This is a genomic window from Shewanella sp. 553 (genome assembly GCF_059338375.1).
In genome coordinates this window covers 2,371,119-2,384,557 of the sequence record NZ_CM181701.1, presented here as the reverse complement: position 1 = coordinate 2,384,557, position 13,439 = coordinate 2,371,119, and the positions used below count along the sequence as shown (strand labels likewise).

At 47.0% G+C, this 13,439-nt stretch carries 10 protein-coding genes and 1 pseudogene; 8 read left to right on the top strand and 3 right to left on the bottom strand.

What is annotated here, in order from left to right; genetic code table 11:
* Positions 1-203: 203 nt before the first annotated feature.
* The gene (locus AC5YBZ_RS10705) at positions 204-2,993 is read right to left on the bottom strand and encodes an insulinase family protein (protein ID WP_494542889.1); all 2,790 of its coding nucleotides are present in this window, start codon (positions 2,991-2,993) and stop codon (positions 204-206) included.
* Positions 2,994-3,212: 219 nt separating this feature from the next.
* Here AC5YBZ_RS10705 and sixA point away from each other — a divergent pair, with 219 nt between their 5' ends.
* Positions 3,213-3,683 carry a phosphohistidine phosphatase SixA gene (gene sixA, locus AC5YBZ_RS10700; protein WP_494521469.1) on the top strand — a complete coding sequence of 157 codons (471 nt, stop codon included), beginning with the start codon at positions 3,213-3,215 and terminating at the stop codon, positions 3,681-3,683.
* A gap of 77 nt (positions 3,684-3,760) precedes the next feature.
* On the opposite strand, the gene smrB is transcribed toward sixA, so the two are convergent.
* Positions 3,761-4,288: an endonuclease SmrB gene (gene smrB / locus AC5YBZ_RS10695; protein WP_494523658.1), complete on the bottom strand. Its 528-nt coding sequence runs from the start codon at positions 4,286-4,288 to the stop codon at positions 3,761-3,763.
* A 79-nt stretch (positions 4,289-4,367) separates the two neighbouring features.
* Between smrB and prmB the strand changes: the two genes are divergently transcribed.
* The 6 genes from prmB to AC5YBZ_RS10665 all read left to right on the top strand — a co-directional run bounded on the left by prmB (position 4,368) and on the right by AC5YBZ_RS10665 (position 9,809).
* A complete protein-coding gene (gene prmB, locus AC5YBZ_RS10690) occupies positions 4,368-5,312 on the top strand; it encodes a 50S ribosomal protein L3 N(5)-glutamine methyltransferase (protein ID WP_494542888.1) in 945 nt (314 codons plus the stop codon).
* Between the two features lie 97 nt (positions 5,313-5,409).
* The gene (gene aroC, locus AC5YBZ_RS10685; RefSeq protein WP_475514236.1) at positions 5,410-6,504 is read left to right on the top strand and encodes a chorismate synthase; all 1,095 of its coding nucleotides are present in this window, start codon (positions 5,410-5,412) and stop codon (positions 6,502-6,504) included.
* An 88-nt stretch (positions 6,505-6,592) separates the two neighbouring features.
* Complete coding sequence (locus AC5YBZ_RS10680) at positions 6,593-7,768, top strand: MFS transporter (protein ID WP_494523657.1); 1,176 nt, start codon at positions 6,593-6,595, stop codon at positions 7,766-7,768.
* Positions 7,769-7,819: 51 nt separating this feature from the next.
* On the top strand, positions 7,820-8,950 hold the full coding sequence (locus AC5YBZ_RS10675) for an ATP-NAD kinase family protein (protein ID WP_494523656.1): 1,131 nt from the start codon (positions 7,820-7,822) through the stop codon (positions 8,948-8,950).
* Between the two features lie 38 nt (positions 8,951-8,988).
* Positions 8,989-9,270, top strand: a complete 282-nt coding sequence (locus AC5YBZ_RS10670; RefSeq protein ID WP_475514233.1) for a YfcL family protein — start codon at positions 8,989-8,991, stop codon at positions 9,268-9,270.
* A 2-nt stretch (positions 9,271-9,272) separates the two neighbouring features.
* The gene (locus AC5YBZ_RS10665; protein WP_494524812.1) at positions 9,273-9,809 is read left to right on the top strand and encodes a TrmH family RNA methyltransferase; all 537 of its coding nucleotides are present in this window, start codon (positions 9,273-9,275) and stop codon (positions 9,807-9,809) included.
* Between the two features lie 292 nt (positions 9,810-10,101).
* Here AC5YBZ_RS10665 and mnmC1 read toward each other — a convergent pair whose 3' ends face one another.
* Positions 10,102-12,108: an FAD-dependent 5-carboxymethylaminomethyl-2-thiouridine(34) oxidoreductase MnmC1 gene (gene mnmC1 / locus AC5YBZ_RS10660; protein ID WP_494523655.1), complete on the bottom strand. Its 2,007-nt coding sequence runs from the start codon at positions 12,106-12,108 to the stop codon at positions 10,102-10,104.
* 103 nt (positions 12,109-12,211) lie between these two features.
* Between mnmC1 and fabB the strand changes: the two are divergent.
* A pseudogene (gene fabB / locus AC5YBZ_RS10655) lies at positions 12,212-13,422 on the top strand (beta-ketoacyl-ACP synthase I).
* The last annotated feature ends 17 nt before the right edge of the window (positions 13,423-13,439 follow it).

Genomic DNA, 13,439 nt, shown 5'->3' with positions numbered 1-13,439 from the left:
AGTCAGAGGTGGATGAATGGATTATTAGTGGGAGCATTGATGTTTCAACACATCTGGTCGACTGTAATAACTGGTTTTATCATAGACTTGCTTACGCCTTTTGTTAGAAGTGGAGATTCGGAAGTAAGTTGCGTGTATCTTATCGATTTGATCAGAATGTTGGCAGCCTAAGATAACGATTAACCTCGATGTGTTGGCTAGTTTTAATAACTAAATTTGGGTGCTTGCTGTTTAAATGAGCGCAGGTCCGTGATCATATTGTCGGAGTTGAGTGGTTCCTGATTTCGATGTTGCTCGCCCGTGGTAAACAGTACAAGGCGATCACAATGTTTGGTGCGCATTGTTTGCATCATAAATTTGATTAAGTCAGCACGAGTCAGTTGTTTTAATTGCTCGACGACGAGCTCACGTTGATTAAATTGATAATCTTTATTACCGATACTGGACCAGTAACGTTGGCCACGGGTTTTTAAGTTGGGATCGTGTTCCATTATTTGACTAATTAAGCCTTGTTTGGTGAGTTCCCACTGGGTATTTGTTATCTGCATCACCGCATAATTAAAATCAGCGATAAACTCATCAATGGCTTCCAGCAGTTGCAGCGGCCCTGTTGTTGGTGATTGAATATAGAAAATCATGCCAGGGTAGCGATTTAGTGGTAAGTAGCCGGTACCGACCATGTAACCCAATTGACGTTTAGTACGCAGTTCATGAAAGAAGGTTGATGACATCGTGTGGTTTAGCAAGCTAAATAGTGCCATGTTTAACGTCGATGCTTGTGTCGATTGATAGTAAACGATGATACTACTATCTTGATGAGCGACAGGGACCTCTCTGATGAGGGTACCGACATTTTCAAGGTTAATCAGTTCGCGCTCAGACTCGCCGCTAGGGGATGAGACGAGTGACAAAATATGGTCGAGTCGTTTACCTAGGGCTTTAGCTTCTTTCGTTAACCAATCACCATAGACTAATCCTTCTAAATGCATTTTCTCGTAGAAGCGACTGATATGCTCATGCAGATCACCTAAGGTGAGTTTTTCTAACTCTTCAGCCATGCGAAGTGGTTCATAGCTGCATCGTTGGAGTGTAACCGTTAAGCTGGTAAATAATTGCGAGATAGGTTTGGCACGGCTTTGATTGTACCAGCTGCGTAATACTTGCTTCTTAATTTGCTTGAAGCGTTCTTGGGTAAAATTGCGCTCTCTGGCTTTGCTGATTAATAAGGCTAGCAGCGCCTCTTGTTTGCCGGTAAATCCGGTTAGATGCAGTGTTATACCGCCCTGGTGGGGGTAAATATGATAGCTTAGCCCCGCCACTTCGGCAGGGTAAGTGTATTCTGTTAAATAATCCAACAGCATTTCAACATATAAGCGTGTCAGCGCAGCATGACGGGGAGTGGCGGTCGCTTGTTGTGAGTCTAGGGATAGGTAGATATGTCCTTTGGGGACATTAAATTCATCGTCTTTTCGATGCCAAATTCGATAGCCATTTTCTTGGCAGACAATCACAGGCACACTGTGTGCGCTTTTTTCATCTCTGGCGACTGAGTCGGCAATAATAAAAGGATTGACTTCAGGAAGGCTAAGCTCCTGCCTGATCGTGGGGTTGTACCATGGCGTTAAACGGGCTTTATCAATGGGTTTGATTTGATAGGGGGAGTGATACCACGCCGCTTGCCTGTCTGTGTCTAGTTCTGGCGAGATCAGCTGAATGCGCAGGTTATCGGGTGTCATTAATGCCAGTAGGGCTTGGGTTTCTGCGATGTTGAGCCCATCCATGCGGTAATCACCATAAACGATATCTTCCACATCATAATGGTGCATGTTAATACTGAGATGACTCGCTAAGTCGAGTGCTTTTATCTGTTCTTGGTACTTAAACGCCAGGGTTAAGAGATTAGCCCGTTCTTGGTAGCGCCACGAGGCTAAGCCACTATGTTTGATGAGGGTTAAGTATTCAAATGTCGCTTGAATGACATCATCGAGTTGCGCCAGCCCCTTATCGGTTAACTGAATACTGATGTTGTAATCTTTAAAGTTATAGCCACTAACACCGCCGCCGACCGAGAGGTTTGCTGCCAAATCCTGACTTTTTAAATAACTGAGTAAGCTGCCTTTACCCTCGTAACCCAATAAATGGCTGATAAACGTAAGGGGTTTGCTTTTATAAAAGCAGTCAATGGCGGGCAGCGCAAAAGTAATCGCGACTCGGCGCTGCTCCTTAAGTGGCACTATGTTTATCTGTTGGCCTAATTGTGATGCTTGATAGAGCGGTGTTTCAGGATAGTGTTTATGCAAATCATGATTAACAATGGATGAAAAGTAACACTTAGCTAATTGGGCTAATGTATCAATAGGTAAGGGCGCGACTAAGCAAAGGGTCATTAAATTTGCGCTGTAGTGCTGCTGATAAAATGCCACTAATTCGTCACGTAATGTTTGTTGGCTGCCTGATAAGGTTTGTAAATTACCCACGGAAAATTTACTAAATGGATGAGCTGGATTTACCGTTTCTTTTTGCACTTGATACACACGGCGAATATCGTCTTTCAGTTTTAGGCTAAATTCAGATTCAATAGCGTGTCGCTCACGGTCAACCAAGTCGAGATTAAAGCAAGGCGCGATAAAAAACTGGCTAAAGCGGTCGAGTGACTCTTCAAAAGCGTCGGCATCGATTGAATAAAAGAAGTTGGTTTGCTCGGTTCCTGTCCATGCATTGTTACTGCCACCATGCTGGTTAATAAAAGCATGATACTCGCCCGAATCTGGGTATTTTTCGGTGCCAAGAAAGAGCATGTGTTCTAAAAAGTGTGCCATACCCGGACGTGCACTAGGATCATCAAAGTGGCCCACATTCACCGCCATAGAGGCGGCACCTTGGTTGGTTTGCCAATCTTCAACTAAAAGTACCCTTAATCGATTGCTAAGTTGCACATAGCGATACTGGCGATGATCGTTGGGGCTTTGAGTGATACAAGTTGACGTTGGCAATTGAGCGGCTCCAACCTTAATATGGCAACACGCTAAAAAGAGGTTGCTCGCAAAAGGGTAAATAAAACAGTAAGCCTACATAGTGGTCTCGAAAAACAACTTTGGCAAATACCTTATTGCCTATTCGACTAATTATTAACAGACTTTAGGTGTGTTACGGTTGACTTTAACGCTACAATTGCCGAGAAGAATAAAAAATATATTGTAGCGAGAAGTAGTATGCAGCTTTTTTTGATGCGTCATGGGGACGCTGGGTACAATGCACATTCCGATCGGGAACGGGTATTGACCGATGCTGGGCGCCACCAAACCGAATTAATGAGTAATTGGTTAGCCCGGCGTGTCACAGATGTTGATTTAGTCTTGGTTAGCCCCTATTTGCGCGCTCAGCAAACTTGGCAAGAAGTGAGTAAGCACTTTCCTGAACCAAGGCATTGGCAAGTACTAGATGATTTAACCCCATCAGCCGATCCACTGCGCGCGGTCGAGACTGTTTTGGCTTATGGTGAGTTGTATAAGGCCGATAATGTGCTAGTGATTGCTCACATGCCTTTGCTTGGTTATATGGTCAGTGAGTTAGTGCCCGGTATCGAGCCACCGTTATTTGCCACCTCAGGGATCACCTTAATAGACAAGCACGGTGAAAGGGCATCGCTCTCCTGGCAAAACACGCCTCACACTGTGAGTTAGTGACGTTAAAAATGGCGAGTTAGGATTCATCAGCGATATGTATTAAAAAGGACGCTTGAAGCGTCCTTTTTGCTGAGCTAATCCCATTCATGACGCTCGCCAACATCGACTAACACCAGTAGTGCGGCATCGCCGCCCCACTCTTTAGGGGCTTTATGGAATGCCTTTACATGTGGATGCTGTGCCAGCCACATGGGGATATTTTGTTTTAATACCCCAGTGCCATGTCCATGCATAACGCAGCAGCATGGGCAATGTTGTTTTATGCAAGCTTGCAGCAGGGCAGCGAGTTCTAATTTGGCCTCAGATTGGCGCATGCCATGGAGGTCTAATAACAGTTCGGGTTGATAATCACCGCGGCGTAGCCGTTTGACTTCAAAGCTGTCGACATCATCACGCGCCCACCGCATTGCACCTTCGGTGGGCAAGTATGGTTGGTAAGTATCTGAAAAATAGCTGTCGGCATGCAGTTCTGTGGTTTTGGCTTCCACTTCCCGCTTGGTTTTTTGTGGCGTCGAAAAATGACGCTTATCTTGTTTAAGCGGCGTTATGCCTTGGGTCAGGGCCGAAAATAGCGCCTGACCTTCATCTTTTTCTTTATTCATGGGGCTATTTTATTGAATCCGATGCCATATGAATAGAGTTCAGTTACAATGAGGTCGAACTATCTAGCTGGAGTATGTTTTGGATAAGATTTTTGTTGATGAAGCGGTAACCGAATTACGCACCATAGGTGACATGTTACGTTGGTCTGTGAGCCGTTTTAATGATGCTAACATCTATTATGGTCACGGAACCGACAACGCATGGGATGAAGCCATTGCATTAGTGTTTCATGCACTGCACCTTCCTGAAGAGATAGGCCAACAGGTCATCCATTCTAATTTGACCAGCAGCGAAAAACATAAAATTGTTGAGCTGATCATACGTCGTGTACGTGAACGTTTACCTGTTCCTTACCTGACCAATAAAGCTCATTTCGCAGGGCTTGAGTTTTATGTCGATGAGCGGGTATTAGTGCCGCGTTCTCCAATTGCCGAAATGATAGCTAATCGCTTTAGCCCTTGGCTTTATAACAAACCAGTTAACCGTATTCTTGACCTATGTACCGGCAGTGCTTGTATTGCCATCGCCTGTGCTTATGAGTTTGAAGACGCCGAGGTCGATGCACTTGATATCAGCGCCGATGCACTAGAAGTGGCACAGATTAACATTGAAACCTTAGGTGTGATGGACAGGGTGTTTCCGATCGAGTCGGATCTCTTTAGTGCTATCCCTAAAGGGCCGCAATACGATCTGATTGTTTCTAATCCGCCTTATGTCGATGCTGAAGATATTGGTGATATGCCAGATGAATACCATCATGAGCCAGAGCTAGGGTTAGCGTCGGGGCGCGATGGTCTAGATTTAACCAAGCGCATTCTAGCCAATGCCTTAGACTACCTCACTGAAGATGGCCTGTTAGTGGTTGAAGTAGGTAATTCTATGGTGCACCTTATCGAGCAATTCCCCGAAGTCCCGTTTACTTGGGTGAACTTTGAAAACGGCGGTGATGGGGTATTTGTTTTGACTCATGATCAGCTAGTTGAAAATGAATCACTGTTCGCCATCTACAAAGATAGTGAATAATAGCCATTTGTGGGTTTAGGGATAAGCCAGCCTATTGGGTAATTAACCATTAGGCTAGGCTTGAAAACGTCTAATAACATTGAGGTGAATAAAGCAGATGTCGGGAAACAGTATTGGTCAAAATTTTGTAGTGACTACATTTGGTGAAAGCCATGGTAAGGCATTGGGGTGTATTATTGACGGATGCCCTCCGGGATTGACGCTGAATGAAGCCGATATGCAACACGATCTTGACCGTCGCCGCCCGGGAACATCTCGCTATACCACTGCACGACGTGAAGCCGACGAAGTGCAAATTCTCTCGGGGGTGTTTGAAGGGAAAACCACAGGGACCTCGATTGGTTTAGTGATTCAAAATACCGATCAACGCAGTCAAGATTACTCCAACATTAAAGATCAGTTTCGTCCAGGACATGCTGATTATACCTATCAGCAAAAATATGGCCTGCGGGATTACCGCGGTGGGGGACGTTCATCGGCTCGTGAAACGGCCATGCGTGTTGCTGCTGGCGCTGTGGCTAAAAAGTATTTAAAGCAAGTGCATGGTATCGACATTCACGGTTATCTCAGCGCGTTAGGACCGATTGTGGCTGACAAAGTCGATTTAGCTCAGGTCGAGCAAAATGCGTTTTTCTTTCCTGATGCCGATAAGTTAGTCGCCCTTGATGATTACATGCGTGATTTGAAAAAGAGCGGTGATTCGATTGGCGCTAAAGTTTCAGTCGTCGCAACCAATGTTCCCGTTGGTCTGGGTGAACCGGTATTTGATCGACTCGATGCCGACATTGCCCATGCATTAATGGGGATCAACGCGGTAAAAGGCGTCGAGATTGGCGATGGATTTGAGGTGGTTAATCAAAAAGGCTCTGAGCATCGTGACTTAATGTCACCTCAAGGTTTTGCATCTAACCATGCCGGCGGCATCTTGGGAGGGATCTCCTCGGGTCAGCCGATAGTGGCCCATATAGCCATGAAACCCACATCCAGCATCAGTGTGCCGGGCGAGAGCATGACGGTACAAGGTGAAGAGTCTGAGGTGGTGACCAAAGGGCGACACGACCCTTGCGTCGGGATCCGCGCCGTGCCCATTGCCGAAGCGATGTTGGCCATTGTACTTATGGATCACCTGTTACGTCACCGTGCACAAAATGCCGATGTACACAGCGAAACCCCGGTTATTGGGATGAGATAATCTCAATCAGTGACGTAAAAGAGGGCACATAGTATGTGCCTTCTTTTGTTGTACATCAGATAATTAATGAGTTGATTGAGCCTTACACATGCAACAAGCAGATACTTTTCACTCCTTGCGCTGGATCAGCGCTTGTTATTTTTTCTTCTTCGCTATTCTCGGGGTGCTAGTCCCTTATCTTGGCGTATTTTTCGAGCATCGCGGCTTTGAGGCGCAAGAAATTGGCTTCTTATTGGCGATTTTAATGGCCACCCGAATTATCGCCCCCAATGTATGGGCCATGGTTGCCGATAAAACCGGCATGCGCGGTCAACTGGTTAAGCTCGGCGCGGGCTGCTCCGCGGTGGCGTTTTTAAGCTTTTTCTATCACGGTGGTTTTGTCTACCTTGCTATTAGTCTCAGTATTTACACCTTCTTCTGGAATGCTATTTTGGCGCAGTTAGAAGTGATCACGCTAGAAACCTTGGGCGAAAACACCAGTAAATACGGTAAAATCCGCAGTTTTGGCAGTGTCGGTTATCTGGTGTTTGTGGTCAGCGTTGGCTTTGGTATCAGCTATTTTGGCACCGAAATTCTTCCTTTTGTCGGGTTGGGTTTGTTTTTATGTCTGCTGGGCTGTTCATTGTCACTGCCTAACACTCGAGTGATGGTGGACAAACTGACTTCAGTTGAACCGCTTAAAATCGATAAGGGAATTTTTTGGTTTTTGGTGTCGGCACTGTTACTGCAAATGAGCGCCGGGCCTTTTTATGGCTTTTTTGTGCTGTATCTCAAGCAAGTTGGTTATAGCGAATCCACCGCTGGCGTGTATGTTGCGCTGGGAGTGCTGGCTGAAATTGTGATGTTTATGTTTGCGCCGCGACTCATGGGGCGTTACGGGGTGAAGACATTATTGGTGGTCAGTATTGGCTTTAGTGCTGTGCGTTGGTTATTAATGGCTTTTTGTGTTGGCAATATGTTCTGGCTTGGCGTGAGCCAACTTTTGCATGCCTTTACCTTTGGTTTAGTGCACGCGGCGTCGATTCAGTTTGTGCACCAAAAATTTGATATTCGTCACCGCAGTAAGGGCCAAGCGCTGTATGCCAGCCTAAGCTTTGGAGTGGGCGGCGCGTTGGGCACCTGGCTATGTGGTTTTATTTGGGGTGATGGTTCGCAAGCGTGGCTTAGTTGGGCGGTTGCCGCCGCGTGCGCTGGTGTATCTATGTTAGCGGTATTATGTATTCCTAGTCTTAATTCGAGTAACCCGAAGACCGCGAACGCCTAAGGTGAAAGCCAATCAAATTAGTGCAAAGTATAAAACAGGGAGAACCGTTGGATGAGTAACACATTTCGCTTGGGGGTTATCATTAACCCTCTGGCTGGACTTGGGGGCAGTGTTGCCTTAAAGGGCAGTGATGGCGTGGCGGCTGAGGCGATGGCTCGCGGCGCTGAGCCTAAGGCGCATTTGCGTATGGCTCAAGCATTAGAGGTTATTTTACCTTATCGAGATAAAGTGGAGCTGATCACCGCCTCTGGCACTATGGGCGAAGAGGTCGCGCTTAAATTGGGCTTTAACCATCAAGTGGCATATCACAGCGCAGTAGAGACAGAGGCGCGAGATACCCAAGATGCGGTCAGAGCCATACAAGCCTATGGGATAGATCTGCTGTTGTTTGCGGGTGGCGATGGTACCGCTCGGGATATCTTTGCCGTGGTTGATGAGACCTTGCCAGTGCTGGGCGTACCAGCAGGGGTCAAAATACACTCGGGCGTTTATGGTATTACCCCCCACGCTTCTGGCATGGTGATCAAGTTGCTATTAGATGGCGAGTTGGTCAGCTTAATGACGGGTGATGTGATGGATATCGACGAAGTGGCTTTTCGGCAGGGGACGGTAAAGGCGCGCCGCTTTGGTGAGATGTTGGTTCCAGCCGAGCCACGCTATATTCAAGCCGTAAAAATGGGCGGTAGAGAGGTTGATGAGTTAGTGCTTAGTGATATTGCTGCCCAAGTGATAGATCAGATGGAAGATGAGCTTTTTATCATGGGCTCTGGCAGCACTGTGGCTGCGGTTATGCAAGAGCTGGGCTTAGCGAATACGCTGCTTGGGGTCGATGTGATCGCGCACCGTCAGTTGGTTGGTAGCGATTTAACCGCCAACGAGCTGCTTGAATTGACTCAAGATAGGCAATGTAAATTGGTGATCACCCTTATTGGTGGACAAGGCCATATTTTAGGCCGAGGCAACCAACAGTTGTCGAGTCGGCTTATCCGCGCCGTTGGTAAAGACAATATTATTATCTTAGCCACAAAAACTAAACTAAAAGCACTTGAAGGACGCCCCTTAATTGTGGATAGTGGCGACCCAGAACTCGACGCCGAATTGTGCGGCTATTATAAAGTCGTCACGGGATACCGCGATTATGTCATGTATCAGGTGGCCAACCCTGATCTTGTCTCAAGATAAGTTAAGCGGCAATACACTGTTAATTGATTGGAGAAACCATGTTAGAGCAGTACGAACAAGCATTAGATCAATGGATTGCAACAAAAGTAGCGCAGGGCGATGACGATCAACTGTTTGCCAGTGGTTATTTGCAAGGCCACTTTGCCGTGGTGTTGTCGCAGTTAGAAGTTCAAGCAGAGCAAGACCATCAAGCACTAGATGACAAGATGCAGGTTTGTTTGGAAACCGCTAAAACGGAGCTCGCGCCGGCCGACTTTTTATTAGTGCAAGGCGCTTGGGATGAATTAAGCGCAAAAATTGCCAGCTTGGAAGCCCAGTGATCATGCCATGCGATTCGTTTGTGACGATAGGGTTAGTTAATCCCAAAAGCCCCACTAATGTGGGTGGCGTTATGCGCGCCGCAGGCTGTTACCGCGCCGATGCCGTCACTTATACGGGTAAACGTTATGCACTCGCAGCCAAGCATCGTGGTGAGCAATACAATACCGATACCAAAGGTGCGGGACTAACGATCCCCTTAACGGGTGTCGAATGTCTACTGGAGGGGCTTGATGTCGATACGCAAGTGATCTGCGTTGATTTAGTCGAAGGGGCTATTCCGCTGCCTGAATTTATGCACCCTAATAAAGCCATTTATCTGTTTGGCCCCGAAGATGGCACGATTGATCAGTATCTGATTGATCGCGCCAATGCGGTGGTTTATATGCCCACTGTGGGGTGCATGAACTTAGCATCGTCAGTCAATGTGCTGTTATACGACAGGTTAGCTAAAGGTGAGCCCACTGGCAGCGATGAGTTGATCCGTCAAAGTCGCGATACCAATAATCGCGTCAAAGTGAAAACCAACGCCACGTTATAAGCTAAGCTCATACTCAATCTTTGCCCTATGACCAACGTTAAACGTTAGTCATAGGGCAGCGTTCAGGTGATTTAACTTTTAGCACACGCTTAATCGTTCACCTTAATTGTTAACTTAGGCCCTATCTGTTTTATTGTAGCCATGTTGCATAGCAAGCTTATTTAGCCTTACGTAATCAATTACCGTTAATATCCGTCACACATATCTTTCAATAATATCCGCAGCTTCAGCAATCATCGTTCTTGCTTACTTACATATTTGCTTGCTTATAGCTTATATAAGTAACCTGATGTCACATCAGTGCTTTGCCTTTAATCAATTTTCTCATCCACATCCGGTTGGGATTCAACAAGCCTAGAATGGGTGTCGTGGTTGGGATCAATTCGCCGCACATTTGCGCTGCCAGCAACTCTGCCGCTAACGGGCCCGAGGTCAGACCGCGCGAGCCCAGTCCTCCTAATATAAAGAGTCCATCGTGGATCGGTGCCTGGGTATGTTGCCAATACTGCGCGCTCGATTTAGTGTGTTGCTGGGTTTGGTAGGCGTCGATGATGGCATCATAATCTGGCGCGCAGCCCATCATAGGGGCGTGATCTCGGGTCACCATACGCACTCCTACGCGGGCGCTATGGCCGCTAATATCGACATCTTTAGTCCAGTCAGTTTGGTAGCTGGTGCGTATTTTATCTAAGTTATCCAGCTGTTCGGTCACACTGTAATCAAGGTTATCGGGATCTTTAATATAGCTAGCCCCAGTGCAATGCAGTTCGTCATGGGCTGGCGTTAGGTAGCCGTGAGAGCACAGTACCGTAGTGAGCTTTTTAAGCGCAAAACGTGATGGAATATGGCTAACTTGTCCCCTAAAGCCGCTGATCGGAAGTTGTGCGGTTTGCGAAAAACCGGTTAAGTGGCGCCCATTGGCCAGAACCAGGTTGGCAAATGGCCCAAACGCTTGTTGCTTATGACCCACTTGTGCATTGATGTACCACTGATTATCACGCCGCTCAATGGCGGTCACTTGGGTATTAAAGTGGCACGTCACATCACTCAGTGTGGTGGCTTTTTCTATGGCAGCGGTGGTTAGTTGCTGTGGGTTAACCCAGCCACCCAAGGGGTAATAGATAGCGTCTATGCCTATCTCTATCCCTGCGATAGCACTGGCTTGGGCGCCAGTAAGAGGCTTAGCTATGGTATCAGCCCAGGCTCTGGCGGTGATGATTTTATGCAAGCGCTTGGCACTGCGATCATCATGGCCTGTTTGCAAGACACCGCAAAAATCATGATTAATCTTGTATCCTTGCTTAACGAGGGCATTAATCCGCTGGCGACTAAACAGGTATCCTTGCAGAAAAAATTGGCTCAATGGCCCATCTTCTGGTGTCAATAGCGGATAGATTGCCCCTTGTTTATTGCCAGAGGCCTGTTGGCCTGGGGCGTTATCCATGCAAAATAGCGTCAGTGCCTGGCCGCGCTCGGCAAGTGATAAGGCCAAGCAGCCACTGGCCACGCCGCCGCCGATAATGGCGGTATTACCGTCTGTGGCACTTTTTAGCGGATTATAGGCAAAGGTTTGTTGCTGCTGGTAACGTAATGCGGCGCGCTCTTTTTTAGCAATATCCAGACTGACCGGATCGGGATGGCTAAGGAGCGTCATTTCACTGAGCGGTTCTAACGGCCACTGTAATAAACGAAAGCCGCAAAGCTGGGTGACGTTACTCAGCTGTTGCTGCACCGAGGTACTGAGTGATTCATTGGGGTAAGCCGCCAGTATTACGCTTGCGTCATCATCGGATAATCTCGCGAGCTGCCATGCTAGCGGGTGATCTAATTGAGAGGCTTGAGCTTTGCTGAACATCCACGCACCAAAGGTTTGCTCAGCAGTAGCGAGTTGTTTTAATGCTTGTACGGTTTGGTCTATGTGCACATCTATCGATAAGGCACCATTGAAGCCAATAACCCGATGACAGCCAGCCACTGCCGACATGCTGATGTCATCAAGCTGCTGTACAATGGCATCAAATGGTTGGCATTGCTGTGCAAGGGAGCTTAAATCACTCGCCTGTGCAACAAAGTAGTGCAGTCTTAATGGGCTTTGTTGAGGTGAATGGCCGATATGGCTGAGCAACTGTTTGATGACAGATTCAAGGCCAGGACCTATGATACCCAACATCATAGGTCGGTGTGCTGCAGGATAAAGGTGTGCCAAAATAGAATCAATGACACTTTTGTTTACACAAATTGGGGTTTTATTTTCAGGTTCGTTAGCCAATGATTTTACTCTGACGATGATATTAGGCATTATTTTACCTGCCTTTATGGAAAGCTGACCACTTAATTGCGTTAAAAGCGCTACTATTGGCCCAGCAAAATTGGTACTAAACGTACGGAATGGACAGTAAATAATGAAAAGAGTCGTGATCACCGGACTTGGCATAGTTTCAAGTATTGGTAATAACAAGCAAGAAGTCACCGAGTCACTTAAAGCAGGTCGTAGTGGGATCACCCACTCAGATCAGTTTGAAGAAATGAAGCTTCGTAGCCATGTTTGGGGCGACATTAAGTTAGACCCTAAAGAACATATCGATCGTAAAGCATTACGTTTTATGGGCGATGCCGCAGCTTATGCGTACATTGCCATGGAGCAAGCGATTAATGATGCAGGGCTAACAGAAGAGCAATACTCACATCATCGCGTTGGTATTATCGCAGGTACGGGCGGCGCATCATCGGCCACCAGGTACAAGCTGCCGATACCCTGCGTGAAAAAGGCGTTAAGCGCGTTGGTCCTTACATTGTGCCACGTATTATGTCGAGCACGGCTAGCGCTTGTCTTGCTACTCCATTCAAAATTAAAGGCATGAACTATTCGATTAGTTCTGCCTGTGCTACCAGTGCGCACTGTATTGGTCATGCGGTTGAGCTTATTCAGATGGGCAAACAAGATATGGTGTTTGCTGGTGGTGCAGAAGAGGTTGATTGGACTTTGACCATGGGCTTTGACGCCATGGGCGCGCTATCGACTAAGTATAACGATTGCCCGGAAAAAGCCTCTCGTACCTATGATGCTGACCGTGATGGTTTTGTTATCTCTGGCGGTGGCGGAATCGTGGTCGTTGAAGAACTTGAGCATGCACTAGCGCGCGGTGCAAAAATTTATGCCGAAGTGGTGGGTTACGGCGCATCATCAGATGGTTATGACATGGTTGCGCCATCAGGCGAAGGTGCAGTGCGTTGTATGCAAATGGCGCTTGCCGATGTCGATACCCCTATCGATTATATCAATACCCATGGTACGTCGACACCAGTAGGTGACATGCGTGAACTAGAAGCATTAGCCGAAACCTTTGGTGATAAGCTTCCACCGATAGCTTCTACTAAGTCACTGACGGGGCATGCTCTGGGTGCAGCTGGTGTTCATGAAGCGATCTATAGTCTTATCATGATGGAAAGCGGCTTTATTGCGCCGAGCATCAATATCGATAACGTCGATGAAAAAGCTAAAGGCATGCCGATTGTGACTGAATATCGTGAGGCGGAGCTTAATACTATTATGAGTAATAGCTTTGGCTTCGGTGGCACTAATGCCACTTTAGTGATGCGCAAATATAAATAGATAATTTTTATAGTTGA

What these genes read in the sequence shown, in the direction of transcription:
- sixA (WP_494521469.1), top strand. Translation starts at nt 3,213, where the DNA reads ATGCAGCTTTTTTTGATGCGTCATGGGGACGCTGGGTACAATGCACAT.
- mnmC1 (WP_494523655.1), bottom strand. Translation starts at nt 12,108, where the DNA reads ATGCCTAATATCATCGTCAGAGTAAAATCATTGGCTAACGAACCTGAA.
- aroC (WP_475514236.1), top strand. Translation starts at nt 5,410, where the DNA reads ATGTCGGGAAACAGTATTGGTCAAAATTTTGTAGTGACTACATTTGGT.
- AC5YBZ_RS10670 (WP_475514233.1), top strand. Translation starts at nt 8,989, where the DNA reads ATGTTAGAGCAGTACGAACAAGCATTAGATCAATGGATTGCAACAAAA.
- AC5YBZ_RS10680 (WP_494523657.1), top strand. Translation starts at nt 6,593, where the DNA reads ATGCAACAAGCAGATACTTTTCACTCCTTGCGCTGGATCAGCGCTTGT.
- AC5YBZ_RS10665 (WP_494524812.1), top strand. Translation starts at nt 9,273, where the DNA reads ATGCCATGCGATTCGTTTGTGACGATAGGGTTAGTTAATCCCAAAAGC.
- smrB (WP_494523658.1), bottom strand. Translation starts at nt 4,288, where the DNA reads ATGAATAAAGAAAAAGATGAAGGTCAGGCGCTATTTTCGGCCCTGACC.
- AC5YBZ_RS10675 (WP_494523656.1), top strand. Translation starts at nt 7,820, where the DNA reads ATGAGTAACACATTTCGCTTGGGGGTTATCATTAACCCTCTGGCTGGA.